This is a genomic window from Knoellia sp. S7-12 (genome assembly GCF_040518285.1).
Taxonomy (GTDB): domain Bacteria; phylum Actinomycetota; class Actinomycetes; order Actinomycetales; family Dermatophilaceae; genus Knoellia.
This window is the reverse complement of record NZ_CP155449.1, coordinates 418883-443428: the sequence shown is the minus strand read 5'-3', so window position 1 is coordinate 443428 and position 24546 is coordinate 418883. Positions and strand designations below refer to the sequence as shown.

22 protein-coding genes and 1 tRNA gene are annotated in these 24546 nt (G+C 67.5%); 12 read left to right on the top strand and 11 right to left on the bottom strand.

Features of this window, described 5'->3' with window-relative positions; all coding sequences use genetic code 11:
• Positions 1 to 22: 22 nt before the first annotated feature.
• Together V6K52_RS02125 and V6K52_RS02120 are read left to right on the top strand one after the other, a co-directional pair.
• Positions 23 to 232, top strand: a complete 210-nt coding sequence (locus V6K52_RS02125; RefSeq protein ID WP_353952262.1) for a hypothetical protein — start codon at positions 23 to 25, stop codon at positions 230 to 232.
• A 42-nt stretch (positions 233 to 274) separates the two neighbouring features.
• On the top strand, positions 275 to 811 hold the full coding sequence (locus tag V6K52_RS02120) for a methylated-DNA--[protein]-cysteine S-methyltransferase (RefSeq protein ID WP_353952261.1): 537 nt from the start codon (positions 275 to 277) through the stop codon (positions 809 to 811).
• A 43-nt stretch (positions 812 to 854) separates the two neighbouring features.
• On the opposite strand, the gene V6K52_RS02115 is transcribed toward V6K52_RS02120, so the two are convergent.
• From V6K52_RS02115 to V6K52_RS02095, 5 genes are all read right to left on the bottom strand, one after another.
• Positions 855 to 2402 (bottom strand): LCP family protein, encoded by a 1548-nt coding sequence (locus tag V6K52_RS02115; RefSeq protein WP_353952260.1) that lies wholly within the window; start codon positions 2400 to 2402, stop codon positions 855 to 857.
• Positions 2403 to 2616: 214 nt separating this feature from the next.
• On the bottom strand, positions 2617 to 3006 hold the full coding sequence (locus tag V6K52_RS02110) for a universal stress protein (protein ID WP_353952259.1): 390 nt from the start codon (positions 3004 to 3006) through the stop codon (positions 2617 to 2619).
• The gene (locus V6K52_RS02105; RefSeq protein ID WP_353952258.1) at positions 3003 to 3845 is read right to left on the bottom strand and encodes an ATP-binding cassette domain-containing protein; all 843 of its coding nucleotides are present in this window, start codon (positions 3843 to 3845) and stop codon (positions 3003 to 3005) included. Before V6K52_RS02105 ends, V6K52_RS02110 begins: the two co-directional genes overlap by 4 nt.
• On the bottom strand, positions 3842 to 4867 hold the full coding sequence (locus tag V6K52_RS02100; RefSeq protein WP_353952257.1) for an ABC transporter permease: 1026 nt from the start codon (positions 4865 to 4867) through the stop codon (positions 3842 to 3844). The genes V6K52_RS02105 and V6K52_RS02100 overlap by 4 nt, the downstream gene beginning before the upstream one ends.
• 2 nt (positions 4868 to 4869) lie before the next feature.
• Positions 4870 to 5967 (bottom strand): substrate-binding domain-containing protein, encoded by a 1098-nt coding sequence (locus V6K52_RS02095; protein ID WP_353952256.1) that lies wholly within the window; start codon positions 5965 to 5967, stop codon positions 4870 to 4872.
• Between the two features lie 143 nt (positions 5968 to 6110).
• Here V6K52_RS02095 and V6K52_RS02090 point away from each other — a divergent pair, with 143 nt between their 5' ends.
• Entirely contained in the window at positions 6111 to 7139 is a 1029-nt protein-coding gene (locus V6K52_RS02090) for a LacI family DNA-binding transcriptional regulator (protein ID WP_353952255.1), read from the top strand.
• A gap of 65 nt (positions 7140 to 7204) precedes the next feature.
• On the opposite strand, the gene V6K52_RS02085 is transcribed toward V6K52_RS02090, so the two are convergent.
• Positions 7205 to 9736, bottom strand: a complete 2532-nt coding sequence (locus V6K52_RS02085; RefSeq protein WP_353952254.1) for a GH32 C-terminal domain-containing protein — start codon at positions 9734 to 9736, stop codon at positions 7205 to 7207.
• 286 nt (positions 9737 to 10022) lie between these two features.
• Between V6K52_RS02085 and V6K52_RS02080 the strand changes: the two genes are divergently transcribed.
• The 5 genes from V6K52_RS02080 to V6K52_RS02060 all read left to right on the top strand — a co-directional run bounded on the left by V6K52_RS02080 (position 10023) and on the right by V6K52_RS02060 (position 16287).
• Positions 10023 to 11072: a LacI family DNA-binding transcriptional regulator gene (locus tag V6K52_RS02080; protein WP_353952253.1), complete on the top strand. Its 1050-nt coding sequence runs from the start codon at positions 10023 to 10025 to the stop codon at positions 11070 to 11072.
• Entirely contained in the window at positions 11069 to 12064 is a 996-nt protein-coding gene (locus V6K52_RS02075) for an ABC transporter permease subunit (RefSeq protein WP_353952252.1), read from the top strand. Before V6K52_RS02080 ends, V6K52_RS02075 begins: the two co-directional genes overlap by 4 nt.
• Positions 12065 to 12068: 4 nt before the next feature.
• Positions 12069 to 13025 carry a carbohydrate ABC transporter permease gene (locus V6K52_RS02070; protein ID WP_353952251.1) on the top strand — a complete coding sequence of 319 codons (957 nt, stop codon included), beginning with the start codon at positions 12069 to 12071 and terminating at the stop codon, positions 13023 to 13025.
• Positions 13026 to 13159: 134 nt separating this feature from the next.
• Entirely contained in the window at positions 13160 to 14779 is a 1620-nt protein-coding gene (locus V6K52_RS02065; RefSeq protein WP_353952250.1) for an ABC transporter substrate-binding protein, read from the top strand.
• A gap of 107 nt (positions 14780 to 14886) precedes the next feature.
• Positions 14887 to 16287 carry a glycoside hydrolase family 32 protein gene (locus tag V6K52_RS02060; RefSeq protein WP_353952249.1) on the top strand — a complete coding sequence of 467 codons (1401 nt, stop codon included), beginning with the start codon at positions 14887 to 14889 and terminating at the stop codon, positions 16285 to 16287.
• A 46-nt stretch (positions 16288 to 16333) separates the two neighbouring features.
• Here the strand turns inward: V6K52_RS02060 and V6K52_RS02055 are convergent.
• Positions 16334 to 16421: transfer RNA gene (locus V6K52_RS02055), tRNA-Ser, on the bottom strand.
• 183 nt (positions 16422 to 16604) lie between these two features.
• Between V6K52_RS02055 and V6K52_RS02050 the strand changes: the two genes are divergently transcribed.
• Positions 16605 to 16946, top strand: coding sequence for a protoporphyrinogen oxidase (locus V6K52_RS02050; protein WP_353952248.1), 342 nt, complete (start codon positions 16605 to 16607; stop codon positions 16944 to 16946).
• A 2-nt stretch (positions 16947 to 16948) separates the two neighbouring features.
• Here V6K52_RS02050 and V6K52_RS02045 read toward each other — a convergent pair whose 3' ends face one another.
• The 4 genes from V6K52_RS02045 to V6K52_RS02030 all read right to left on the bottom strand — a co-directional run bounded on the left by V6K52_RS02045 (position 16949) and on the right by V6K52_RS02030 (position 21566).
• The gene (locus V6K52_RS02045; protein ID WP_353952247.1) at positions 16949 to 18208 is read right to left on the bottom strand and encodes a lanthionine synthetase LanC family protein; all 1260 of its coding nucleotides are present in this window, start codon (positions 18206 to 18208) and stop codon (positions 16949 to 16951) included.
• A 71-nt stretch (positions 18209 to 18279) separates the two neighbouring features.
• Entirely contained in the window at positions 18280 to 19176 is an 897-nt protein-coding gene (locus tag V6K52_RS02040) for a T3SS effector HopA1 family protein (protein ID WP_353952246.1), read from the bottom strand.
• The gene (locus V6K52_RS02035) at positions 19173 to 20099 is read right to left on the bottom strand and encodes an aminoglycoside phosphotransferase family protein (RefSeq protein WP_353952245.1); all 927 of its coding nucleotides are present in this window, start codon (positions 20097 to 20099) and stop codon (positions 19173 to 19175) included. Before V6K52_RS02035 ends, V6K52_RS02040 begins: the two co-directional genes overlap by 4 nt.
• A 3-nt stretch (positions 20100 to 20102) precedes the next feature.
• Positions 20103 to 21566 carry a hypothetical protein gene (locus tag V6K52_RS02030; RefSeq protein ID WP_353952244.1) on the bottom strand — a complete coding sequence of 488 codons (1464 nt, stop codon included), beginning with the start codon at positions 21564 to 21566 and terminating at the stop codon, positions 20103 to 20105.
• A gap of 236 nt (positions 21567 to 21802) precedes the next feature.
• Here V6K52_RS02030 and V6K52_RS02025 point away from each other — a divergent pair, with 236 nt between their 5' ends.
• Genes V6K52_RS02025 through V6K52_RS02015 form a run of 3 tightly spaced genes read left to right on the top strand, consistent with a single transcriptional unit; the run spans position 21803 to position 24524 of the window.
• Complete coding sequence (locus tag V6K52_RS02025) at positions 21803 to 23395, top strand: S8/S53 family peptidase (protein WP_353952243.1); 1593 nt, start codon at positions 21803 to 21805, stop codon at positions 23393 to 23395.
• Entirely contained in the window at positions 23392 to 24024 is a 633-nt protein-coding gene (locus V6K52_RS02020) for a sigma-70 family RNA polymerase sigma factor (protein ID WP_353952242.1), read from the top strand. Before V6K52_RS02025 ends, V6K52_RS02020 begins: the two co-directional genes overlap by 4 nt.
• Positions 24021 to 24524 carry a hypothetical protein gene (locus tag V6K52_RS02015; protein WP_353952241.1) on the top strand — a complete coding sequence of 168 codons (504 nt, stop codon included), beginning with the start codon at positions 24021 to 24023 and terminating at the stop codon, positions 24522 to 24524. The genes V6K52_RS02020 and V6K52_RS02015 overlap by 4 nt, the downstream gene beginning before the upstream one ends.
• The last annotated feature ends 22 nt before the right edge of the window (positions 24525 to 24546 follow it).

Here is a 24546-nt window from a genome sequence, read left to right as displayed (position 1 = left end):
CTACCTCCGGCACACTGACCCCATGCTCGAGTTCGTCACCCGCAGCCGCTCTGCGCGCAGCCTCTTCGCAACGATGTTCCTCGCGTGGGTCGTCGCGGTGTCAACGAGCCAGATCGTGCACGACGGGCTGAACCCCGCGCTGAAGGTGGCCATGGCCGTCGCCATGATCGTGGGATTGGTCGTGGCCCTGTTCTGTCTGGTCAAGCTCCTCCTCCTGGCCCTTCGCGGCTGAGGACCTTGCCGTGACTCACAACCGTCGGTGCTGCGTCGTTCAATGGGCATCATGACGACGACCCAACTCCCCCGACGCCACGCCACCCTCACAACGGACATGGGCGACCTCCTTGCCGTCGCTGAAGGGGACGCCCTCGCCGGCCTCTACTTCCCCGTCCACTGGCACCCACCGGCGGTCGACGCGATCGGCCTCCAGGTTTCGCCGACGGGCGATGCCGTCTTCGAGGTCACGACGCGCGAGCTGGCGGAGTACTTCCGCGGCGAGCGGACGACCTTCACCGTCCCGACGGCGACACACGGGGACGCCTTCTCGGAGCGGGTCTGGGACCTCCTCGTGACGATCGCCTATGGCACCACGACGACCTACGGCGCGATCGCACGCGAGCTCGGCAACCCGGGGCTGGCGCAGCGGGTCGGCCAGGCCGTCGGACACAACCCGGTCAGCATTCTCATCCCGTGTCACCGAGTGATCGGTTCCGACGGTTCACTGACCGGGTATGCCGGTGGGCTGGATCGCAAGGCCCGCCTCCTTGCGCTGGAGGAACCTCCCGAGGCCGCCGAGTCGCGCCTGTTCTGAGCCTCCGCCCCCTTGACGAGCCACCCGATACTGCGGCCGCGGGTCAGGAGCAGATGTCGGCGTCGGCCTTGCGCGTCTCGAGCGTCGCGGCCGACGAGGGGTTGGACGACACCGTCGGGGTGGGGATGGGTGCGGTGCCCAAGCGGTTGGGAACCGCGATGACGTCCGGTGCACCGGCTCCGAGGGTGACCCGGATCTGTTGACCGAGATCGACCCCGGATCTCTTGACCGTGGCACCGGGGAAGGCTGCGGCGACGGTGCGGGCCGCGTCCTCACGGTCGCCGGAGAACTCGACCGTTGCGCCCTTGGCGTCGGCGGCAGCGGCGACGATCGACGTGGGGTTGTCGAAGCCCTGGACATTCAGTGCGGTGACGGTTTGCTTGGCGAGGCCCGGGACACCGGATGCGTTCGCGATCTGGACCTGGATCTTGTCCGGCGTCACCGTGAGGGGCACGGCCGAGGTCGGGCTGGGCGTGGGCGTCGGGGCCCCCAGTTCGCGGTCGGCGCGGATCGCCTCCCAGAGCTTGTCTGCCTCGGGCGCCCACTGGACGCGGTTCTTGTCCGGGGCGTATTCCTGGGTGGGAACGGTGACGAACTGGATCTTGTCGACACCGATCCCCTTGATGCTCTCGGCGACCTCACGCATCTCACCGACACCGAAGTCGGGGTCAGTCGTCAGCGATTGAGTGGCCGCGTCGAGGAAGCGCAGCAACTTGTCGGGACGCAGGAGCAACGACGACTGCGTCGCCTTCTGCGCCACTGAAGACATGAAGGCTTGCTGGCGCTTGATGCGACCGATGTCTGAGCCGTCGCCGACCGAGTAGCGGGTGCGCACGTAGCCGAGGGCCTGCTCGCCATCGAGCGTGTGCTTGCCGGCCGCGAGGGTGAACTTGGCCTTGGGGTCGTCGATGGCCACAGGAGTGCAAGCGGGGACCCCTCCGAGCGCGTCAACCATGTCCTTGAAGCCGCCGAAGTCGACGACCGCGAAGTGGTTGACGAAGACGTCGGTGTTGCCCTCGATGGTGCGGATGAGGCAACCCGGCCCGCCCGTGTTGAAGTTCTGGTTCCACTGCGTGACCTTCCACTGATCCACGGGAGCGTCGGCCTTGCAGCCGACCGGCGCCGGAACCATCGAATCGCGCGGAATCGACACCATCGTCACGGACTTCCGGTCGCCCGAGAAGTGCATGAGGATGTTGGTGTCCGAGTGTTGGCCGGGCTCCCAGTCGCCACTGCCGTAGTCCTCGTTGCCGTCACCCTCACGGACGTCTGAGCCGATGAGCAGGATGTTGAGTGGACCGGTGGCGATGTCGCCGGCCGGGGTCGGACGGCTCGTGCCGAGCATCTTCGAGACGTCGAGACGGTCGATGTTGCCGTTGAGCCGGATGCAGGCCGCCACCGTGCCACCCACGACCAGCGAGGCCACGACCCCGGCGATGACGAGGACCCGGCGTCGTCGGGACATGTGACGGGCACGCTGCTGAGCGCGCACCTCACTCCGTGTGCTGGGACGTGAGTCGACCCGGCGTGCGTCGCCGCGGCGGGCCGCGGTGTCCTCGACACCAGTCTGCTCGTCGTGCTCGTCGTGCACGGAATCCTCTTCGTCCGGGGGCAACAGGGTGCGACGTCAAAATCCCCGTTCGACGCCGCGACTGGACGAGTGTAAATGGCCACCCTGAGAGGTCTCTGAGACCTCACCCCTGTGAACTTTCAGCCCCCAGCCCACGCGACGAGGCGTGAGTGGCGGTCACCCTTGCGTCCGCAACTTTGATGGCATACCCATCAAAGTTGCGGACGCAAGAGCGTCAGGCCTTGACCGCCAGGACTGCGCAGGTCGCGTCGAGGAGGACCTGCTGTGCAGTGCTGCCCGTGACGAGCTTGCCGAGCGGCGACCGCCTTCGCACGCCAATAACGATGAGGTCCGCACTGACCTCCGCGGCGACCGACAGGATCTCTTCTGCCGGTGCGAGGCCACGCGTCATCTGCCGGACCTCGTGCTCGATGCCCCGCTCAGTGAGCTGGGCGTCGAGGGCGTCGAGGTCCTGCGGCTCGGCGAAGCTCGGGCCCGAGTAGTCGCCCAAGACGCCGGAGTTCACGACAACGAGCCGTGAGCCACGTCGCTCCGCCTCCTCGATGGCGGCCTCGACCGCCGCGAGTCCCGGAGGGCTCGGGATGTAGCCGACGACGATGGTCACGGCGCGTCCTGGCTGAGCTTGGTGGCGCCGGTCATGATCGCCACGCCCTCACCCATGTCATGGGACTGGGGGGTGATGACCCCAGCCCGACCACCGAGCCGCTGGATGTGGATCCGGTCCGCGACCTCCCACACCTGCGGCATGTTGTGCGAGATGAGGATGACCGACAGCCCCTTGTCACGCAGCTGCTTGACCATGTTGAGCACCATGCCCGACTCCTTGACGCCCAGAGCAGCGGTGGGCTCATCGAGGACGATGACCTTGCTGCCGAACGCCGCGGCACGGGCGACGGCCACGGCTTGGCGCTGCCCACCCGAGAGGGTCTCGACCGCCTGGCTCATGTTCTGGATCGTCTGGATCCCGAGGTCCTGCACCGACTCGCCGGCCCGCTTCTCCATGCCCTTTTTGTCGAGCATGCGCAGGACCGAGCCCAAAGGACCCTTGCGTCGTTCCTCGCGACCGAGATAGAGGTTGCTCGCGATGTCGAGCGCGGGGATGACGGCCAGCTGCTGGTAGACCGTTTCCATGCCGGCGTCGCGGGCGTCCTGGGGCTTCTTGAACGAGACCGGTTCGCCGTTCAAGGTTATGTCACCGGAGTCCGGGATGTAGGCACCCGTCAGGCACTTGATGAGTGTCGACTTGCCGGCACCGTTGTCGCCGATGACCGCGAGCACCTCACCGGGATAGAGGTCGAGGTTGACGCCGTCGAGCCCGACCACGCGACCGAAGGTGATGACCAGGTTGCGGGCCGAGAGCACCGGCTGCTTGTCGTAGATGTGCTCCTTGCCGGCGGGGACACCGCCGTGGGCGACCTCGAGGTCGCTCGTCGTGGTGCTCATGCCTTCACCTTCCTGATCCACTGGTCGATGGCGACCGCCACGATGACGAGGACGCCGGTGGCGAGGACGCGCCACTGCTGGTCGACGCCCATCTGGGACAGTCCGAACGCGAACGTCTGCACGATGAGCGCACCGATGAGCGTGCCGATCAGCCGGCCACGTCCACCGAAGAGGCTCGTCCCGCCGATGACGACCGCAGTGATGCTCGCGAGGTTGGCGTCAGGAGCGGCGTTGGGCGTTGCCGCTCCGGCCCGACCGATGAGGATCCAGGCCGCGATGCCATAGATGAGTCCGGCCACGGTGTAGACACCGAGGAGGATTCGCATGCTCGGCACACCGGAGAGGCGAGCCGACTCGGCATCGTCGCCGACGGCATACACGTATCGCCCCCAGGCGGTCTGGGACAGGACGAAGCCGATGACTGCATAGAGGAGGATCACCACGACGATGCCCCAGGTGAGGCGGAATTGACCGATGCCGAACCCTTCGCCGAGGAAGTTGAGGGTGTCGGGCATTCGGTCTGCCTGGATGCTCGAGCCGCCCGAGTAGAGCAGGGCGATGGCCGTGAAGATGCTCAGCGTGCCGAGGGTGACGATGAACGGCGGCAGGTTGATCCGGGTGACGAGCAGCCCGTTGAGCATTCCTGCGCCGGTCGCGAGGGCGACCCCGATGAGCAGCGCGAGGATGCCGGGCATCCCGTCATCACGGGCCAGGGTGGCCATGACCATCATCGACAGCACCATGATCGCGCCGACCGAGAGGTCGATGCCGGCGGTGAGGATGACCAGGGTCTGCCCCACGGCGAGCGCCGCGACGACCGCAGTCTGCTGGAGCAGGATGCCCATCGAGTTCGCCGTGAGGAAGGTGGGCGTCAGGATGAAGAACACCAGGAACGACACCAGCAGCAGGAAGAGCGGACTCATCCACGGCTTGCCGTGGAGCTGGTGCTGCAGCCGTTGGACGGGCGACTGCTGCCGCCGAGCGAACTCGGCGGAAGCAGACGTGACCTCGGTGGTGCTCATGCTCACTTGCCCCAGCAGATCTTGGAGCCCTCGTCAGACGTGATGCTCTCAACGCCCTCGGCTGGCTTGTCGGTGACCAGGGCGACACCGGTGTCAAAGAAGTCAAGGCCCTCTGTGGTCTTCGGCTTCTCGCCACCGCGGGCGATCTTGGCGATGGCCTCCATGCCCATGGTGGCCATCTTGAGGGGGTACTGCTGGGCCGTGGCCCCGATGACGCCGCTCTTGACCGACGTGACTCCGTCGCAGCCACCGTCGACGGAGACGATCGTCGCGGTCTTGCCTGCTGCCTTGAGGGCGGCGTTGGCGCCGACGGCCGTCGGCTCGTTGATCGTGTAGACGACGTTGATGCCGGGGTTCTTGGCGAGGCACTTCTCCATGGCCGTGCGGCCACCGGCCTCCTCACCGTTGCCGGCCTCGTTGCAGACGATCGTGTAGTCGCCGCCACCGCCCGCGGTGTACTTGCCGGTCGGGGCCTCGTCGCCGTTCTTCTTGCCGTCCTTGACGTCGATGCCCATGCCCTCGAGGAAGCCTTGGTCGCGGTTGTAGTCGACCGAGACGATCTTGTCGCTGAAGAGATCGATCAGCGCGATGGTGGCGGGCTTGCCCGCGACCTGACCCGCGGCCCACTGGCCGATGCGCTTGCCGGCGTCGCGGTTGTCGGTGGCGAAGGTGATGTCGACGGTGTCGACCGGGTCGGGCGGGGTGTCGAGGGCGATGACGAAGAGACCGGCTTCGCGGGCCTTCTTGATCGCAGCGTTGACGCCGGTGCTCATCGGGGTGATGAGGATGCCCTTGTCGCCACGGGCGATGGCGTCCTCGATGGCCGTGATCTGGCCCTGGTCGTCGCCCTCCTGCTTGCCGGAGGCGATGGTGAGCTTGACGTTGTTCTTGGTCGCGTCGGCCTTGGCGCCTTCCTGCATGGCGACGAAGAACGGGTTGGTCGAGTCCTTGGTGATGAGGACGACACCGACTGCGGCGTCGCCTCCGCCGGTGCCGCCCGCGTCGGTGTCGCTCGAGCGGTTGCAGGCTCCGAGTCCGAGGGCTGTCGCGGCAGCCACCGCACAGACGAGGGGGCGGGATGCACGAGGGGGAATGCGCATGAGGTAACTCTCCTTTGAGTGTCCGATGACAACGTTGTCAACGCCATTAAAGCGCTCCTCTTGCGCTCAGGTCAAGAGATGGCGTACAACTCTTTACGTGACCGTGACATCGTTGTCAGCTACGGCGCGCAGAGCCGGTGACCATGAGTGACCAGGCGGGCCGCGCCACGATGCGCGATGTCGCAGCCCTGGCCGGGGTGAGCATCAAGACCGTCTCGCGGGTCGTCAATGCCGAGGCCGGCGTGGCAGACGCGGTCCGCAGTCGGGTGCAGGACGCGGTGAGCCGGCTCGACTACCGCCACCACCTCGGAGCCAGCAACCTCCGTCGGGGAGGTGGCCGTAGCGGACTCATCGGCGCACTCCTCCAGGACGTGAGCAACAGCTTCTCGGCGGCTCTGCTGCGTTCTCTCGAGGACGCCGCCCGGGATCGCGGCACCGCGATCCTGTCCGCGAGCCTCGACGAGGAGCCTGACCGCGAGCGCTCGCTCGTCCACGACCTTGTGACCCGGCGCGTCGACGGACTCGTGCTCATGCCCTCGACCGACCGGCAGGACTACCTCGCGTCAGAGGTTCGCGCTGGTCTGCCCGTCGTCTTCGTCGATCGCGAGCCGCGGGGGGTCGTCGCCGACTCGGTCACCGTCGAGAACCTCGAGGGCGCCCAGATGGGAGTCGAACACCTCCTCGCACAGGGGCATCGTCGGATCGCCTGCCTCACCGACCTCGCCGAGATCTACACCGCGCGCGACCGGCGGGACGGCTACGTCGAGGCGTTCCGGGCTCGCGGCATACGCCCCGACAAGCAGCTCTGCATCCAGGGGCTGCGCGGACCCGGGCCCGCCGAGGCAGCGGTTCTCCACCTGATGGAGCTCGCCAAGCCGCCGACGGCCATCTTCGCCGGACGCAACGACCTCACCCAGGGCGCCGTTCGGGCCCTGCGGCAGCGCGGCCTGAGTGACTCGGTGGCGCTTGTGGGGTTCGACGACTTCCCTCTCGCGGACCTCCTCGCGCCCGCCCTCACTGTCATCCGCCAGGACGTCGGTCGCATCGGCCGGCTCACCGCGGACCTGCTCATGGCACGCCTCGACGGTGACACCGCGGCCCCGAAGCGCCTCGTGGTGGAACCGACGCTGGTGGTGCGAGGATCCGGCGAGATCCCACCGCCTGACGCATGACCCACCGCACCGTAAGTGGGGTGCTCACCCCACTTACGGTGCGGTAGGTCATGCTTCGGGACCAGTCAGGGGGTCATCGGCGTGATCTTGATGTCGATCGCCTTGGCAGGCCCCCCGACGACGTAGGTTCCGACACCCGTGGCCGACCCGGGCGGATAGATCAGGTCCGTGATCGAGACCTGACCCGCCTCACCGAGCACCTCGACCGAACTGCGATCGAGGTATGCCGTGAACGTCGCCTCGCCGTTCTCGAGCGTCACTGGTGCTTCCTCGACGCTGGGGAAGAGAGGGTTGAACGCAACGTTCCCACTCTTCGTGCGATCGACGACGAGCGTGCCGTCACGCCGCACGCCCACCTTCGTCCCGACAGCGCCATCAGCACTGCGTCGCAGGACGACGCCAGCCTCGGAGGCCGAGCCCAGGGCCACGCGGACCTCGACTCTCGCCAACTCGGCGCTGCGACCCGTGGGCCGCTCGCCGGCAACGACGCCACGTGCCTTGACCTGCTGCTTGGACCGGCTCACCGCGATGTCATTGATGCCGTCGACCGGGCTCTGCGACAGACGCGGACCGTCTGGGGTCGACACCAGCGCCAGCTCTCGGGGCATCGTCATCTGACCGCGCCACGGGTCGGTGGGGACGTCGCCGGCGTACTGCCAGTTGTTCATCCAGCTGATGGAGATCCTCTGGTCCATCGGCAGGCCGTTGAACGTCACTCCCGCGTAGTTGTCCCGGCCGTAGTCGACCCAGGACGCACGCGCAGTGCCACTCTTCGCCGGCGCGCCAGCGAGCGTGAACTGGTCGGCGAGCACGTGTCCCCAACCACCGCTGTTGTGGTCGACGACGCGGATCTGGGCCGACTGGCCCTGCAAATCGGCGAGGTCCCAGGAGGCCCAGTCGAGGGACTCGCTGTCGTTGCCGGTCTCACTGCGCACGACCTCGCCGTCGACGACAAGGTTGACGGTCGTCTGCCGGTCACGAGGTCCGGCGGCCGTGTCGCCGAAGCGGATGTCGTCCACCATGAGGTGGCCCCAGTCGCCACTGCTGCGGTCGTCCCGGACGACGAGGCGGGCCACCTTGCCGACCACTGCGGTGGCGTCGATGTAGCGCCAGTCCATGTCACCCGAGCTGTTGCCCGTCACGGAGCCCACGACCTGACCATCGACGACGAGTTCGACGACGGTCGGCGCGGGGGCGCTGAGCGGGTGAGTCCCACCGGCGATGAGGAGGTTGACGAACTTCTGCGTCACGGTGAACTCGGGCGACTCGAACGTGCCGACGGCAGGGTCGCACTTGTCGGGCACCACGCACGTGTCGAGGACGTTCTGGCCCTGATGATTGGGCAGGCCCGACGGCGTCGCTCCGTAGCCCACGAAGTCACCGGTCGCCCGCCATCCCGTCGGCAGATGCGTCGCGGGGTCGAGGTTCTCGAAGTCCGCGAAGACGGAGCCACCTGGATCCCCCTGTGTCGCACCGGGAACCGCCGGGTGACGGCCACCACCGACGAGGAAGTTCAGGTAGCGCTCATTGACCGTGAACGAGGGAGAGGTGAGCTCGCCCTGCGCGCTGTCGGCGTCGACGAAGCTGTTGACGAGGTGCGAGCCTTCGAAGCCCGTCACCGTCTGCTGACCCGGAAGCGTCCCGGCGACGGGCGCGGAGCCGAATGCGGTCCCAGTGGGGGACCACCCGGCATACCCGGCCTCGAAGTCCTGCAGCACGGTCCCGTTCGGGGGCTCGTAGGTTGCCGGACCATCGGGTGTGAACGTCGTGCCGTCGAAGTCGCCAACGAAGTACTGGGTGCCCGAACCGCCAGCAATACCACCGGGATTGAGGCTCACGAGCATGACCCACTTGACGTTGTCAGGGTCTCCGTCTATGGCGAGGGGGAAGAGGTCAGGGCACTCCCACAACCCGCCGGTCGCGTTGCGCGGGCCGAAGTCGGAGAGATGGGTCCAGTCCTTGAGGTTCGCCGAGCGCCAGATGTTCACCTTGTGCTCGTTGGCGATCACGGCGACCATCCGCCACTCGTTCGCGGGCTCGTACCAGAAGACCTTGGGGTCGCGGAACTCTCGGGAGCCGATGTCGAGCACGGGGTTCCCGGAGTATTTGGTCCACGTCTGCCCGTCGTCAGTGGAGTAGGCGAGGGACTGGGCCTGGATGCCGTCGCGCCCACTCGCCGCGGTGTAGGCGCTGGTGTAGATCGCGACCATCGGCGGATTCTGCGCGGTGCCGAAGCCCGACCGGTTCTCGTGGTCAACGACGACGGAGCCAGAGAAGACCCCCTCGGTGGCGTCGAACGGGATGGCCACGGGCTGCTCGTCCCAATGGACGAGATCCTTGCTCGTGGCGTGACCCCAGGACATGTTGCCCCAGCCGTTCCCGAGGGGATTGTGCTGGAAGAAGAGGTGATAGACGCCCTTGTGGAAGATGAGTCCGTTGGGGTCGTTGAGCCAGTTCTTCGCCGTGCTGAAGTGGTAGGCCGGACGGTGCTCGGGGGTGTCGGCACTGGCGGGGAGGCCGACGGCGACGAAGGCCAGGGTGAGGAGCGCGATCACCCACGACCGAGCTCGACGTGAGGACATGGTGGCGGTGCTCATGACTTGTCTCCGATGGTTGACAACGTTGTCACCGACATTAGAGCCCCTCGCACCACAGGCGTCAAGGGGTCGAGCGTCCACGACATGGACGTGGACGGCGCGGTCGATGGTCAAGTCGCGGTGCCCAACAGGCTTGTCATCAGGCGCGATTGAGTCGCTTCACCGCAGCCTCGATCTCTGCAACCAGATTGAGAATGGTCACCGAAAGGGGTTGACACGGAGTGGAGCAGCCCCGATTCTGATGCAATCGAGTTATACGCATAACTACTTCAACGAGGAAGTCACGATGACTGACAGCGCGCACGGCAGCAGTCGCAGGTCGGCGACGATGCACGACGTTGCCGCTCTCGCCGGCGTCTCCCAGGCGACCGTCTCCCTCGTCCTCAACGACTCCAACGGCAGCCGCTTCTCGGACCAGACCAAGAAGCGCGTGCGAGAGGCCGCCGCGCGACTCGGCTACCGCACCAACGCGTTCGCCAAGTCCCTGCGCAAGGGCGAGTCCGGGATGATCGGCTTCGTCTCCGACGAGGTCGCCACGTCCCCTTTCGCCGGCAAGCTGCTCAAGGGTGCGCAGGAGCGGGCCTGGGCTGCGGGCCACGTCATCATCTCGGTCGACACCTTCGGTGAAGCAGGCCTGGAGCAGGCCGCGATCGAGATGATGCAGTCCTACCGGGTGCGAGGGATCGTCTACGCCGCGATGTACCACCGGCGCATCACCGTGCCCGCTCTCCTGGCCGACACACCCACTGTCGTCGTCAACGCCCAGGACGACGCAGGACGCGTGGACAGCTTCTTCCCCGACGAGGAGCTCGGCGGCTTCACCGCGACCCAGCACCTCCTCGAGGCTGGCCACACGCGCATCGGCATGATCAACATCCAGCCCAGGGACAGCACGCTCCCTGCAGGCATCGGCCGCCTCGCCGGCTATCGCCGAGCGCTGAAGGAGGCCGGGGTCCAACCGGACACCGACCTCGTCCGCTACGGCGACGGCATCGTGGAGAGCGGGCAAGTGCTCACCACGGAGCTCATGCGTGGACCGGACGCGCCGACCGCCATCTTCGCCGCGAACGACCGCACCGCCTGGGGCGCCTACCGCGCCCTCTCTGCTCTGGGTCTGACCGTGGGGGTGGACTGCTCGGTCGTCGGGTTCGACGACATGGAGACCGTGGCCCAGCACCTCGACCCGGCCCTGACCACGCTCGCCCTGCCCTTCGAGGAGATGGGTCGCCGCGCCGTCGACGCCCTGCTCGCTCCCCGCAGCACTCCACGCCAAGAGGCCCTCGAGTGCCCTCTCATCTCCCGTCAGTCCGTCGCGAAGGCAAAGGTGCCCGCATGAACCTGACCCACACCACGCCGGCACCCGATGCCGACCAGCGCATCGAGGCCAAGCAGGTCCTGCAACCGGCGCGGCCCACTCTCCGTGGTCGCTCGCACCTCTCCCGCGCCCTCGCCTCGTGGCAGTTATACGTATTAATGCTGCCCGGACTCCTCTACATCATCCTGTTCAAGTACTGGCCGATGTATGGCGCGCAGATCGCGTTCCGCAGCTACAACCCCGCGGACGGGTTCTTCGGCAGCCCCTGGGTCGGTCTGCAGCACTTCGAGCGGTTCTTCGAGTCGTTCCAGTTCGAACGGCTCATCGTCAACACATTGACTTTGAACTCTTTGGGGCTCCTCATCGCGTTCCCCATCCCGATCTTCCTGGCGCTGATCGTCAACCAGCTGTCCAACGGGCGGTTCAAGAAGGTCACCCAGACGGTCCTCTACTCGCCCTCGTTCATCTCCGTCGTGGTGATCGTCGGAATGATCCACCTGCTCTTCTCCCCGAGGGCTGGCCTCGTGAACAACGCAGTCGAGTTCTTCGGCGGCGAACGGGTCTTCTTCATGGGCGACCCGGGCTGGTTCCGGCCGCTCTACATCGGCTCGGACATCTGGCAGAACGCCGGCTTCTCCATGATCATCTATCTCGCCGCGCTCACGGCCATCGACCCAGCCCTGCACGAGGCGGCCAAGGTCGACGGGGCCAGCAAGCTGCAACGGATCCGTCACGTCGACCTGCCGGGCATCCTCCCGGTCATCACGATCCTGTTCATCCTCGCCATCGGCAACCTCTTCAACCTCGGCTTCGAGAAGGTCCTGCTGATGCAGACCGACCTCAACGTGCCCACCTCCGAGGTGATCCAGACCTATGTCTACAAGGCAGGTCTGCAGCAGGCGCAGTTCAGCTACTCAGCGGCCATCGGCCTGTTCAACTCCCTCATCAACCTCACCCTGCTCCTGACCTTCAACTGGGTTGCGCGCCGGGCCAACCAGGCAAGCCTGTGGTGACCTCATGACCCAGATCTCCCTCCCCCAACGCACATCCACCGGCGGGCCGAACCTGTCCCGCCGTGTCGAGCCCCTCCACCGACGAATGGCTGACCCGGCCTTCAACGTCGTGGCCATCGGGACACTGCTCCTGGCCATGGTCGCCATCGTGTACCCGCTGTACTTCATCGTCATCGCGTCGGTCAGTGACCCCGCGCAGATCTACGAAGGCAACGTCTGGCTCTGGCCGGCCGGGTTCACCACCGAGGGGTACGCCCGCATCTTCACCGACCCCGCCATCATCCGCGGCTTCGGGAACTCGCTGCTCTACACGGCGGTCGGCACCGCCATCAGTGTCGCGGCGATCCTCGGGGCTGGCTATGCACTGTCACGCAAGGACCTCTACGGCCGCACCTTTTTCATGCTGCTCTTCGTCATCACGATGTTCTTCGACGGTGGGCTCATTGCGAAATACCTCGTCGTGCGTGACCTCGGGATGCTCAACACGATGTGGGCCGTCATCCTGCCGGGTGCGATCGGCGTGTGGAACCTGATCATCGCTCGCGCATTCTTCGAGAACAACGTCCCGGGCGAACTGCACGAAGCCGCCCGGCTCGACGGCGCGAGCGACTTCACCTTCTTCTTTCGGATCGTGCTCCCCCTGTGCAAGCCCCTCATCTTCCTGATGGTGATGATCCACCTCGTCGCCAACTGGAACTCGTTCTTCGACGCGCTCATCTTCCTCAACGACGACTCGAAGTACCCCCTGCAGCTCGTCCTCAGGAACATCCTCATCCAGTCCGAGGTCAGCTCGGCCGGGATGGACTCCGGCGCCATGGACTCGTATGCGGCGGCGCAGCGCCTGGGCGAGCTGATCAAGTACGGAATGATCGTGATTTCCAGCATTCCGCTGTTGATCATCCTGCCGTTCATGCAGAAGCACTTCGTCAAGGGCGCCATGCTCGGCGCCGTCAAGAGCTGATGCCGCAGGACGTCCCCGTCGACGCCGCCGGCTTCGCCGCGCGACCCGAGGGAACCTCCACGCTCCCCGAGCCCTGGCCCCAAAGAAGCCACCTCCAACCCGTCTCAGCACCACCCGTCCCCAAGGAGAAGCCCATGGAACAACGACGTTTCGGCGCACTGCTCGCCCTGACCCTCACCGGAGCGCTCTCGCTCTCAGCCTGCAGCGGCGGCGGTGGCGACAGCGCCGCCGACGTCAAGGACGAGTCCGCCGCGTTCGGGCTCAGGGCCGACGGCCTGCCCATCGTCGACAAGAAGCTCACCCTCAGCTTCGGCGGTGAGAAGTCTGCGCTCGCCCCCGACTACTCCGGCATGCAGCTGGTGGAGCAGTGGGAGAAGGACACCAACATCCACATCGACTGGCAGAACCTGCCCAGTCAGGTCTATCAGGAGAAGAAGAGCCTCTTCCTCGCCAGCGACGACCTGCCCGACGTGCTGTTCAACACCGGCCTGTCCGATGCCGAGACCGTGCAGAACGGGACGAACGGGACCCTGGTGCCGCTCGAGGCACTCATCAAGGAGCACGCGCCCACCCTCCAGGGCATCCTCGACAAGCGACCCGACATCAAGGCGGCACTCACCGCCTCCGACGGCCACATCTACACCCTTCCCTCCGTGGAAGAGCTGGGGATCCTGCAGTACCCCAACTTCCTCTACATCAACAAGGCGTGGCTCGACAAGCTCGGCCTGACCATGCCGAAGACGATCGACGAGTACCACGCGGCCCTCCAGGCCTTCAAGACGAAGGACCCCAATGGGAACGGCAAGGACGACGAGATCCCACTGTCGTTCCGCACCGACTCGTTCTGCGCCAACCCCAGCGACCTCATCGCGGCCCTCGGCGGACAGGTGGACAACAACGAACACCGCATCGTCCAGGACGGCAAGGTTGAGTTCACGGCCAACACCGACGGCTACAAGAAGGGCGTGGAGGGCCTTGGCCAGTGGTACAAGGAGGGCCTGATCGACCCGGAATCCTTCTCCCAGGACGACACCCAGTTCCTGGCCAAGGGCAAGGCCAAGACACCGGTGCTCGGCTCGTTCTTCTGGTGGGAGGCCAAGGAGTTCGTCGGCGACGACCGCCTCAAGGACTACGCGATGGTCGGGGTCCTCGAAGGTGCCGACGGTCAGCAGCGAGCCGGCCTCTCGAACCACCAGGAGATCGGTCGCGGCGCCATGGCCATCACACGCACCAACAAGTACCCGGTGGCCACCATGCGCTGGGCAGACCGTCTCTACGACCCAGTGATGTCCGCGCAGACCAGCTGGGGACCCGTCGGGGTGACGCTGCAGAAGAACGCCAACGGACTCCTGGTCCAGATCCCGGCCAAGGCCGGGGAGGCCGAGGGCGAGCGCCGCCAGAAGGTTGCACCCGGCGGCCCGAAGATCACGACGAAGGACGACTTCTTGAAGGTCGTGGCGCCCGAGCCTCGCGCGAAGGAACGCCAGGACCTGGTCCAGCAGTACTACGCGCCGCACAAGGCCAACGACCAGTACCCGCCGGTGCTGCTCTCCAACGAGGAACTCGAGAAGGTCTCCTACCCGCAGACCGACATCAATGCCCTCGTCAAGGAAAAGTTCGCCACCTGGGTCGTCAAGGGCACCGTCGCCTCCGAATGGAGTGGCTATGTCTCGCAGCTCGAGTCCATGGGCATCAAGGACGTCGTCGCGACCTACCAGACCGCGTACGACCGCTTCAACAAGGCCCAGCAGTAGAGCCCTCGGGCGGGCGCACTTGCCCAACGAAGCAGGGCGCCTGCCGGGCTGTCTTCCCTACACCGCCGATCCATGCACCGAACCACACAGGAAGCCACCCAGTCACCGTGGACACCCACATCGAACCCACACGCCCGACCATCGAGCCCACCCCGCACCTGCGACCACATGCTCACTTCACCCCGGACTCGACCTGGATGAACGACCCCAACGGGCTCGTCTTCTTCGGCGAGACCTATCACCTGTTCTTCCAGAACAACCCGAGCGGAGCGACGTGGGGCAATCTCTCCTGGGGTCACGCCACCTCGACGGACCTGGTCACGTGGATCGAGCAGCCAGTCGCCCTGTGGCACACCGAGAACGAGTTCATCTTCTCCGGAAGCACCGTCGTGGACCACGACAACACGTCCGGCTTCGCCGCACCTGGGCAGACCGCCCTCGTCGCGATCTACACCAGTAGCTACACGTCCGCGTCGCCGCTCCACGGGCGTCAGGCCCAGTCCCTGGCCTACAGCGTCGACGGTGGGCAGAGCTGGACGACACATGCCGGCAACCCTGTGCTCGACCGGTCCTCCGGGGAGTTCCGCGACCCCAAGGTCTTCTGGTGGGGCGGGGGCGATGGCTACTGGGTCATGGTCGCTGTCGAGGCGGTGGATCGAACCGTCGTCCTCTACTCCTCCCCGGACCTGCGCTCGTGGACCTACCTCTCGAAGTTCGGTCCCAGCCATGCCGTCGCCGGCGTGTGGGAGTGTCCGGACCTCTTCCTGCTGCCCGTCGCCGGGACGGACCTGCACCGCTGGGTGCTCGTGGTCAGCCTCAACCCGGGCGGTCTGGCCGGCGGTGGCGGCGCCCAGTACTTCGTGGGCGACTTCGACGGAGTGACATTCACGCCCGAGCGCATCTCCGAGACGGACGACCCCACGAGCTTTGACTGGCTCGATCACGGCCGCGACTATTACGCGACCGTGTCCTTCGACAACGTGCCCGACAACCGTCGACTGATGGTGGGGTGGGCCAACAACTGGGACTACGCCAACGAGATCCCCACGGCCCCTTGGCGATCGGCGATGTCGCTGGTCCGCGAGGTCGACCTCGTCGAGGACGTCGATGGCCGTCGTCGGCTGCGTCAGCGGCCAGTCCTGCCACCCGAAGGGCTCGGTGTGACGGTCCTCGACCTGACTGTGCCCTTGACACCGGGAGTGGTCACCGAGATCACCGTCAGCACCGAGGATGACGCTGACCCCTGGGTGCTCACGGTCGACGGCGCGTCAAGGACGATCACGGCGGACCGCCATGAGTGCGGCAACGTCGACTTCCATCCATTGTTCGCCTCACGCGACACGGCGAGGCTGGTGGGTGACGACGACACCGTCCAGCTCCAGGTGATCGTCGATGCCTCGGTGATCGAAGTCTTTGCACAGGGCGGCCTCGTCACCCTCACCCAGCAGGTGTTCCCGCGTGCTCCTCTGACGAAGCCCCGGGTGCGGACCCATCAACCGTCGACCTGACCCCGGGCCACGCCCAAGGCCCCGAGCGGACTCGGGGCCTTGGGCTTGGCGGCGGGTGTGGGATTTGAACCCACGAGAGCTCTCACTCTGGTCGCTTTCAAGGCGACTGCACTAGGCCACTATGCGAACCCGCCAGCGCATCGGTGACCGATGGCCGACATACAGCGTATGCCGGTCGTGCCCCAGACGCGGAACCCGGACTCCCGCTCCCGGCAGGTGGGGTGATGCCGCGAGTGCCCTGGATGCGGAACCCTGACCCACGCTTCCGGCAGGTAGGGTCGCAAGCCAGAACGGAAGGGACACGCACCATGCCCAAAATGAGTTTCATCGTCGGCCTCGCCGCCGGCTACGTCCTCGGCGCCCGCGCCGGCAAGCAGCGCTACGCCCAGATCAAGAAGGTCTCGGGCAAGGTCTGGCAGAGCAAGCCGGTCCAGAAGCAGGTCGCCGTCGCCAAGGAGAGCGCCCGCACCAAGGCTGCTCCCGTCGTCGCCGACTTCGTGGCAGACGCCGCCAAGGCGACGAGCGAGAAGCTGCGCGCCTCCAAGACCATCCCTTCACAGGTCAGCGGCGGCCGAGACCGCGCCACCGGTGGCGACCCGTGGGTTGCATCGACCGAGGCGCGTGGCGAGGACCCCTGGGCCACGGCCACCAAGCACTGACGTCACCGCCCGCCCGCAACGTCTGCGGAAACGGTCGCCAGAACCGGCACCTGCGCGGACGCAACGGGCTGGGACCTGACACCACCGAACCCGAGCAGGACGAGCGAGGGCACAGTCCCGGGCTGGGCAAGGTCGGCGAGCACCATCGCGGTTCCCGCCACCCCCGTGGCGAGCGACACGTCACCGTCTGCGCCCTGCAACCCGCACGGCCATTCCTCCGGGTCGACCGGTGCGGTGCGGACGTGGGCCGCCGCCGCCGCGACCGCCTGCTCGCGGTGATCCGGCACCCCGAAGATGTCGGCCGCGAGAGCGACGACTCCTGCCGGTCCCCCGGCGCCGTGACAGAGCGTCCAGCCGGCTGCGACGGCGTCGGCACCGTGCGCCTGTGCTCGCTGTGCCGCGTCGTTCATCGCGCCACCACACCTCTGCACCGCCATCTCGGCCTCTGCCCGGGTCGTGTCGAGCGACCACGGCAGCTGGAGGCCGCTGGCCCCGAGCTCGAGCAGGCGCAACCTGATGGCGCCAGCGCCCGCCGCACCGTGGCACCAGAGGTCGGGCCACGTCACATCACCCTCGCGCAGGTCGGGCCAGCCTCCGCGTGCGGGGTCCGACCAGGACGCCTCCCAGGCCAGTGCCTCACCGGCGAGTTCGAGGGCGGCCGGCGCCAGGCGCGGCCACACCGCAGCAGCCTCGGCCAAGGCCCAGGCGATCCCCGAGGCGCCGTGGGCCAGACCGCAGAGCGGCCGGGCTGAGTCGCCGGGCAACCGCAGGTCGGGCCAGCTCCGTCCCCACGCCTCGACCCGCGAACGATGACGCAGCTCGGCGACGATGCCGCGTGCGTGATCCTCGTGGCGGCGGGCCCGGGCCAGCCCGAGGAGAACCCCGGCGAGCCCGTCGGTGAGGTCGGTGCTGTCGGACCATCGCGCTTCCACCCGATCCCCCGAGCGAGCCAGCAGATCCACGCCGGCCTCGCCCACGAGGAGACCTGCAGGCGCGTCCACGTCGGTGGGACGCGCCTGCAGAAGTGATCGAGCTCCGGACGCCGCGAGTTCGACGGCGTCCGGGCGGTGCAGGGCGGTGCCGAGGTGGGTCAGAGCCCACACCACCCCGGCATCGCCGTCATAGAGAGAGCGTCGACCCGCGACAACCCCCAGGGCGCGACCGTCCGGGCCCACCTCCCAGGCCGGCCAGGTCGGCCCGTCGCGGTCGATGACCGCGGTTCTCACGAGGAGGTCGACACACCGGTGCGCAGCATCGAGCACACACTGCCGATCCTGCGTTCCCTGGTCAGCTCCCATGTCTCCCTCAAACTCGCGATCCTCGGTGGCAGCACTCATCGCGGCACTCCGATGGTCATCGCGGAACGGTGCGGCGCGGCGGGATCAATTCCCCGACAACGGAACTCGGCCGCTACCGTCTCGAGCCACTCCCCTGCCGACGTGTCGTTGAAACCCAAAGTCTTGTATGCCGTGGCGATCGCGGCGCAGCGCACCTCACCAAAGCTCTCTCCCGTCCCGGGATCCTGCGCCCAACCGATGCCGTCGCCCAGTGGCTCGGTGAGCGGCGGTGGCGCGCCAGCGGTCAAACCACTCACTGCCGCCGCCACCTCATCTCGATCCTGATCGCGCGACGGCCCGCCGAGATAGGCGACGACGGCGTCGGGGCGGCTCAGCCCCTCCGGTGTCGGCGCCAGCTTGAGCAACCACGAATCTCCCTCTGCGAGAACGCTTGTCACGGCATGGACGAGCGTTGCCACGGCTCCGGAGGTCGGCCGGAGGTAGACGCGAACCAGGGGTCCGAGCTGGTGCGGATCCCAGCCCGCACCCCACGTGCGCCACCAACCGTCCTGGACGACGGCGCCGAGCCGACGCAGCGAGCGCACCCTGTCGCCGACCCGCGGCGGGAATCCCGGGCGGCCGCTCGTCGTGACGTACTCCCCACGACACAGCGCCCGTCGCCCCCGCGGGGTGGCCACGACGACAACACCAGCCATGCCCGTGGCAAGAACCTCGGCCTCGTCGTGCGTCCAGTCACCCGCACTGCCGTGAGCCGCCCGGGCGGCGGTCGCGACCGGCGGGTCCCAGCGACTCGACACGGGAGCGTGAGGTGAGCGGACGGCATACCAGTGCTGGTAGAGGAAGTCGGCGGAAGCGCCGTCATCCTGCGCTCCGCGAAGAACGGCGTATGCCGCGAGGAGTTGCTCTGCGTGATCGGGTCGCCAGGGACTCATGACCTGACCTCCTCGGCTGCCGCGACCGCACGCCCAAGGATCCGGGCGACGTCCGGGGTCCCGTCCTCACCATGGGTGAGAGCCACCTGCCAGGCCGTGAGCAGCGCCCGCACGCACCGCCAAGGAGCAGTCAGCGTGGCCGGGCCGCAGGCGGTCCAGTACGCGTCGAGACACAGGGCGGCGAGGTCGACACCACCCGGGGAGAATTCACCGAGCATGGCCGCTGCCGAGGCCAGATCATGCTCAGGGCAACCTTTCCCGCCGAGCTCGAGGTCAATCAGGCCGATACGCACGTCACCGGACGACGACGTGTGGACGATGACGTTGCCCGGTGAGACATCGCCATGGACGAGGTGATGGGGACGCCACTGGGTGCGCGCAACGTCGAGGGCGCGCTGGATGGTGGGGTCAGTGAGGGCGTCGAGGATGGGGGTCGCCTCGGACCTCCCCGTGCCGCCCTCCATCGACGGCGGAAGCCGGTCGAGCAGCGGCCAGGGGCGGGGAGCCTCGGGGACGCCGACGTCGGCAATCGGGTGGCGGTGCAGCCGCGCCAACGCACGGCCGAGGTCGACCGCCGCAGGTCGCAGCACCGCTGGGTCCCGGACCGACGAGAGCTCCTCGCCGGGCAGAGCAGCCATCCACACCGACCCCGATCCCCCCTGAAGGATCAGGGTCGGTGCGAGATGAAGGGGCGCAATCGCGCCCAGGAGTGCCGCCTCGACGCCGACAGTGTCGTCACCGTCGAGTCGGGCGGCTTCCCCGGCCTGCTTGACGTAGCCCACGGGTGCGCCGTCGTGCTCGATGACGTGCACGGCATTGCTGCGCGAGACGGCGCGCACGCGGACCAGTCCGGCCCGGACGTCCCGCGCGGGCACGAGCCCGTGCCGGACGGCCGCACCGAGCAGGCTGGGGGAGGATGCCACGGTTCAGGCACCTCCGCCAGAGCCACCGGAGCCGGAGCCACCGGAGCCGCCGGAACCTTCTGCATCCAGCGCGTCGACCTCTTCGAGGGCGGCGAGGTAGCCGCCCCAATAGGCCTCGTCAGCCGCGGCCTCGACCTCGGACGCCGAGGCGCCATAGCCGCCACCACCACCGCGGAACCAGTCCTCGATGGGCGGACGCTCGAACTCGCCACCACAGACCCGAGTCGGGAGCGGGCAGCTGAACCGGGTGACCTGAAGGTCGCAGATCGCGGGCCGCGTGACGTCACACAGGCTCGGTCGCGTGATGAAGTCGCAGAGCTGCGGCCTCGTCACCGTCGGACACAGCGCCGGGATCCTGGTCTTGATCGTCGGACAACTGAGGTCGAGCCGGGTCTTGAGGCAGATGGTGATCCGGGTGTTGAGGCAGGTGATGAGCGGCCGGGTCACCGTCAGGACGGGCGGGGTGAGCATATCCACACCGAGCTCGTCGAGGACCGCCTGCACCGGGTTGGCGAAGGTCATGGACCCGTCGTTGCTGCCGGCGAAGAGAAGCCCGATGACGTTGCGCGAGTTGTCGAGGACGACCGACCCCGAGTCACCCTGGTTCGAGAACCGGGGGTTGCGCGAGGTGTCGGTGTCGATGCGGATCTGATGACGCAGGGTGCGCGACCCCACGTCGCTGCCGTAGTTGAGGGTGACGGTGAAGTCGGTCGACGCGACTGTGCCGAAGGTGTGCTCGGTCGTGCGACCACGCTTCTGCACGGCCATCCCGACGACGGCTGGCGTGCTGCCCGCGACGTCACCGACACCGGTGACCGTTGCCGTCCACGGCTCGGCCGCATCGACGGTGATGACGGCGCCATCGATGTTCTCCGACAGGACTGCTCGGGTCAGCGACCCGAACTCCCCGGTCGGAGCGCCACCATCGACGAGCGACGGCTGGACCTGGCGGTCGCCGACGCTCCACGTGTTGTTGACGCAGGCGACGTGGAAGTTCGTCAGCCCCATGGTCGCGCCCGTGGCGCGGTCACGGACCATCGCACCGAGCGTGCCGACGAACACGTAGTTCCCGGGGGCAGGTACGTCGGGAGGCGACAGGAAGACACTACGTCGCGGCCCGATGCTGATCCCACCGGCGAGAGTCGGGTAGTTCGCCGGGTCGACGAACAACTCGGCATCCTCGAGCTGGCGGTAGGCCGGCTGCAGCTCGATGACGAGCTCCTGCACGTCGGTCTTGATGCCGTCGATCTCCTTGGGGATCACGGCGCCCTTGGCGAGCTTTGACGTCGGCTTCTTCTCCTCGACGAAGACGACGATGCTCAGCTCTCCGGTCTTCTTGCCGTCCTTCTCCTTCTCGGCGATGTCGACGGCGACGACTCCTGGCCTGGCGATGAGTTCGTCCTCGATGGACTCCTTCACCGGCCTGATGGCGGCGCGTTGTGCGGCCTGCTCGTGCTGTGTTGCCATGGCGTGCTCCTTGGGTGATGTGGGGCCGCCCCTGCGCGGCCCCGACACTGCGAAAGGAGGACTTCAGCGCCCCTCAGATACATCCCTCGGGTGCCGATTCGACTGCACAGAGAAATGTGCTCAAGAGATGTATCTGGGCGACTTCTCGCGGCTCTTCCCCTGTGACCCGCCAATCCCTACGCTGAGTCGACGGCATCTGCCGCCGGGGTTCAGCAGCGAGCTCACGGAGCACCCATATGAAGCACGACGGTCGCGCACAGAAGCCACGACTCATTCCACCCCTCGTCCTTCCCAGCACCGCCGTGCAGCGCCTCGGCGCGCGCTTCCTCGACCCGACCACCGCGCCCAGGGTCACGGGCGAGCCGATCCCCGAGCCCACGGCATACGTGGGCGATGTGCTTCTCGTCCCCGGGATCGTGGGCCGTTCCGCGGATGGCCGACGCGCCGCACTCGAGACTGCCGCCAAATCTCTTGGGTATGCCGTGGTGGTCGAGGACGATCCTTCCCTCGCCTTCGCGACCCGAAACGACCTGCTCGACGAGCTCGACAAGGTCGGCCACACCGTCGTGCGGCTCGAGCGACTCGATGAGAGCGATCAGTCCCGACGGGTTTCGGCCACCCCTGTGGACGCGTGGGACGTCCTTCAGGCCGCCCGCGCATCCGACCAGGGCGCGGTCGCCGGCATCGGGTTGTCGCACGTGATGACCGCGAGTGGCTACGGCCAGGGCGTCGGTTATGGCCAAGGGGTGGGCTACGGGCAGGGCGTGGGATATGGCCAGGGTGTGGGCTACGGCCAGGGCGTCGGTTATGGGCAGGGCGTCGGCTACGGCCAAGGTGTGGGCTACGGCCCGGGCGGACGCGGTCCGGTGGTCTGGTCTGCTCCTGCCCCGGAGCGGGGGAAGGACGGCCCCGTGGTCGCCATCCTCGACACTGGTCTGGGCGAGCACCACTGGTTCGTCGAGGGCGATGGTGCCGAGCGGCTCCCCGAGCAAGCCGGCATGCCGCACGAGGTCGCCGGAGTGACGATCGACCTCGTCAACGGTCAACTCGACCCGCTGGCGGGCCACGGCACGTTCATCGCCGGTGTCGTCCGGCAGCACTGCCCCGACGCCCGGATCCTGTCCGTCCCGGTCATGTGGGGAGACGGGGTCGCCGACGAGAAGGACGTCGTCCAGGCCCTCACCGGCCTCTATCTGCGACAGGCGCTGGCGTTGCGCTCGGGCGACAACTCGCAAGGGATCGACGTCATCACTCTCTCGCTGGGCTATCGGCACGAGACGCCCGGTGCATTCGACGACGAGGAGGCACTGTTCCGCGTCCTGCGTGGTCTTGCCGAGCTCGGCGTGACGATTCTTGCGGCGGTGGGCAACAACGCCAGCGACGTCGAGTTCTACCCGGCGGCCTACGCGGCTGAGGTCACGACAGGCGCCCCGATGGTGAGCGTCGGAGCGCTCAATCCCGACGGCCGGACCGTGTCCGTGTTCTCCAACACGGGGGCATGGGTGAGGGCGTATGCCGCAGCCACCCTGGTCGTGAGCACCATGCCGCAGACGTTCAACGCCTCCAGCCGCAGCGAGTTGCTACACCAGGCGAACCCCGGCGTCGCGCCGGGCAAGCCCACCCGCGGCGCCGTTGACTACGACGACTACAGCGGCGGCTTCGGGCTGTGGAGTGGGACGTCCTTCGCCGCACCGGCCCTCGCCGGTGACATCGCGCGCGGTCTCGGTGCAGATCGTTCAGCTGACGCTGCCGCGCGCGGCGCACGCGCTCGCAAGGTCGTGGACGCCACCCTCTCGGCCGCAGCCAGGGCCCTCGAGGAGGAGAGGTGAACGCGGGCAAGGTGGAGCGACCCGGGCAGCCGGGCCGTACGTCGCCAGGACTGGCCGCTGTCGCCGCCAAGGCTTTTGACCTGCACCGCTCCGGCGACTCGAGCGCCATGGGCTCGCTCGTTGATCAGGTGACGCCACTCCTGTGGCACACCGCCCGATCCCAAGGGGCCGACGCGGCAACCGCCGAGGACGTCGTGCAGACCACCTGGCTGCGACTCGTCGAGCACACCAATGACATCGCTGACCCCCAGGCAGTTCTCCAGTGGTTGCTCATGACGACGAAGCGGGAGTCCTGGAGCGCCGTGCGCCGCGCGAGGCGGACCGTCCCGCAGGAGCCCCGGGACGAGCCTTCCCCTGCGGACCCGACAAGCCCTGCCGCAGTCACCGACCCGGTGCTGGCCACCGAGGACGCAGAAGCGGCCCGGGCGATGTGGCGCCACGTCGAAAGCCTGCCCGAGCGCTGTCAGCAGCTGCTCCGTCTCGTGGCCTTCGTCGACCGTCCCGACTATGCGGTGGTGAGCGCCGCGCTCGGCATCCCGGTGGGCAGCATCGGGCCCACTCGCGGTCGATGTCTCGCCAAGCTCCGGGTGGCCCTCATGGCGGACCCGACGTGGGAGGTGACGGCATGAACACTCCCCAAAACGACGAGGAAGCCCTCGCCGCACAGTCGCTCGACGCCTTGGACGAGCGGGCCCTTGCCCTGATCCGGACCCGACTCGACCTCGTGGATCCCGTGCCGGTCGACCTCACCGAGCGGGTGAAGTTCGCGATGACCGTGGCCAGCCTCGAGGCCGAGATCGCTCACCTCATGAACGACAGCGCCATGGCGGGTGCCACTCGCACCACGGAGTATGACCGCGCGAGCACAGTGACCTTCGAGAGCGAAGGGCTGAGCATCATGGTGACGCTCGAACCCGTGGATCGCGACGTCGTCCGGGTGCGCGGATGGGTCACCGCACCCGGAGCCGAGGTCGAGCTCCGTGAGCGCTCTCGCAGCCAGGAGGCGACAGCCGACGACGAGGGACGATTCGTCTTCGAGCGGGTCGACCACGGCACCGTCCACCTCGTCATCCGGCGACACGACGAGCCGGGCTCCCGCCCGGTCATCACGCCGGGGATCGAGATCTGAGAGGACGTCCCGACGACACTCG

What these genes read in the sequence shown, in the direction of transcription:
- V6K52_RS02125 (WP_353952262.1), top strand. Translation starts at nt 23, where the DNA reads ATGCTCGAGTTCGTCACCCGCAGCCGCTCTGCGCGCAGCCTCTTCGCA.
- V6K52_RS02120 (WP_353952261.1), top strand. Translation starts at nt 275, where the DNA reads ATGGGCATCATGACGACGACCCAACTCCCCCGACGCCACGCCACCCTC.
- V6K52_RS02105 (WP_353952258.1), bottom strand. Translation starts at nt 3,845, where the DNA reads ATGAGCACCACGACGAGCGACCTCGAGGTCGCCCACGGCGGTGTCCCC.
- V6K52_RS02100 (WP_353952257.1), bottom strand. Translation starts at nt 4,867, where the DNA reads ATGAGCACCACCGAGGTCACGTCTGCTTCCGCCGAGTTCGCTCGGCGG.
- V6K52_RS02095 (WP_353952256.1), bottom strand. Translation starts at nt 5,967, where the DNA reads ATGCGCATTCCCCCTCGTGCATCCCGCCCCCTCGTCTGTGCGGTGGCT.
- V6K52_RS02090 (WP_353952255.1), top strand. Translation starts at nt 6,111, where the DNA reads ATGAGTGACCAGGCGGGCCGCGCCACGATGCGCGATGTCGCAGCCCTG.
- V6K52_RS02085 (WP_353952254.1), bottom strand. Translation starts at nt 9,736, where the DNA reads ATGAGCACCGCCACCATGTCCTCACGTCGAGCTCGGTCGTGGGTGATC.
- V6K52_RS02080 (WP_353952253.1), top strand. Translation starts at nt 10,023, where the DNA reads ATGACTGACAGCGCGCACGGCAGCAGTCGCAGGTCGGCGACGATGCAC.
- V6K52_RS02075 (WP_353952252.1), top strand. Translation starts at nt 11,069, where the DNA reads ATGAACCTGACCCACACCACGCCGGCACCCGATGCCGACCAGCGCATC.
- V6K52_RS02070 (WP_353952251.1), top strand. Translation starts at nt 12,069, where the DNA reads ATGACCCAGATCTCCCTCCCCCAACGCACATCCACCGGCGGGCCGAAC.
- V6K52_RS02065 (WP_353952250.1), top strand. Translation starts at nt 13,160, where the DNA reads ATGGAACAACGACGTTTCGGCGCACTGCTCGCCCTGACCCTCACCGGA.
- V6K52_RS02050 (WP_353952248.1), top strand. Translation starts at nt 16,605, where the DNA reads ATGAGTTTCATCGTCGGCCTCGCCGCCGGCTACGTCCTCGGCGCCCGC.
- V6K52_RS02040 (WP_353952246.1), bottom strand. Translation starts at nt 19,176, where the DNA reads ATGAGTCCCTGGCGACCCGATCACGCAGAGCAACTCCTCGCGGCATAC.
- V6K52_RS02030 (WP_353952244.1), bottom strand. Translation starts at nt 21,566, where the DNA reads ATGGCAACACAGCACGAGCAGGCCGCACAACGCGCCGCCATCAGGCCG.
- V6K52_RS02025 (WP_353952243.1), top strand. Translation starts at nt 21,803, where the DNA reads ATGAAGCACGACGGTCGCGCACAGAAGCCACGACTCATTCCACCCCTC.
- V6K52_RS02015 (WP_353952241.1), top strand. Translation starts at nt 24,021, where the DNA reads ATGAACACTCCCCAAAACGACGAGGAAGCCCTCGCCGCACAGTCGCTC.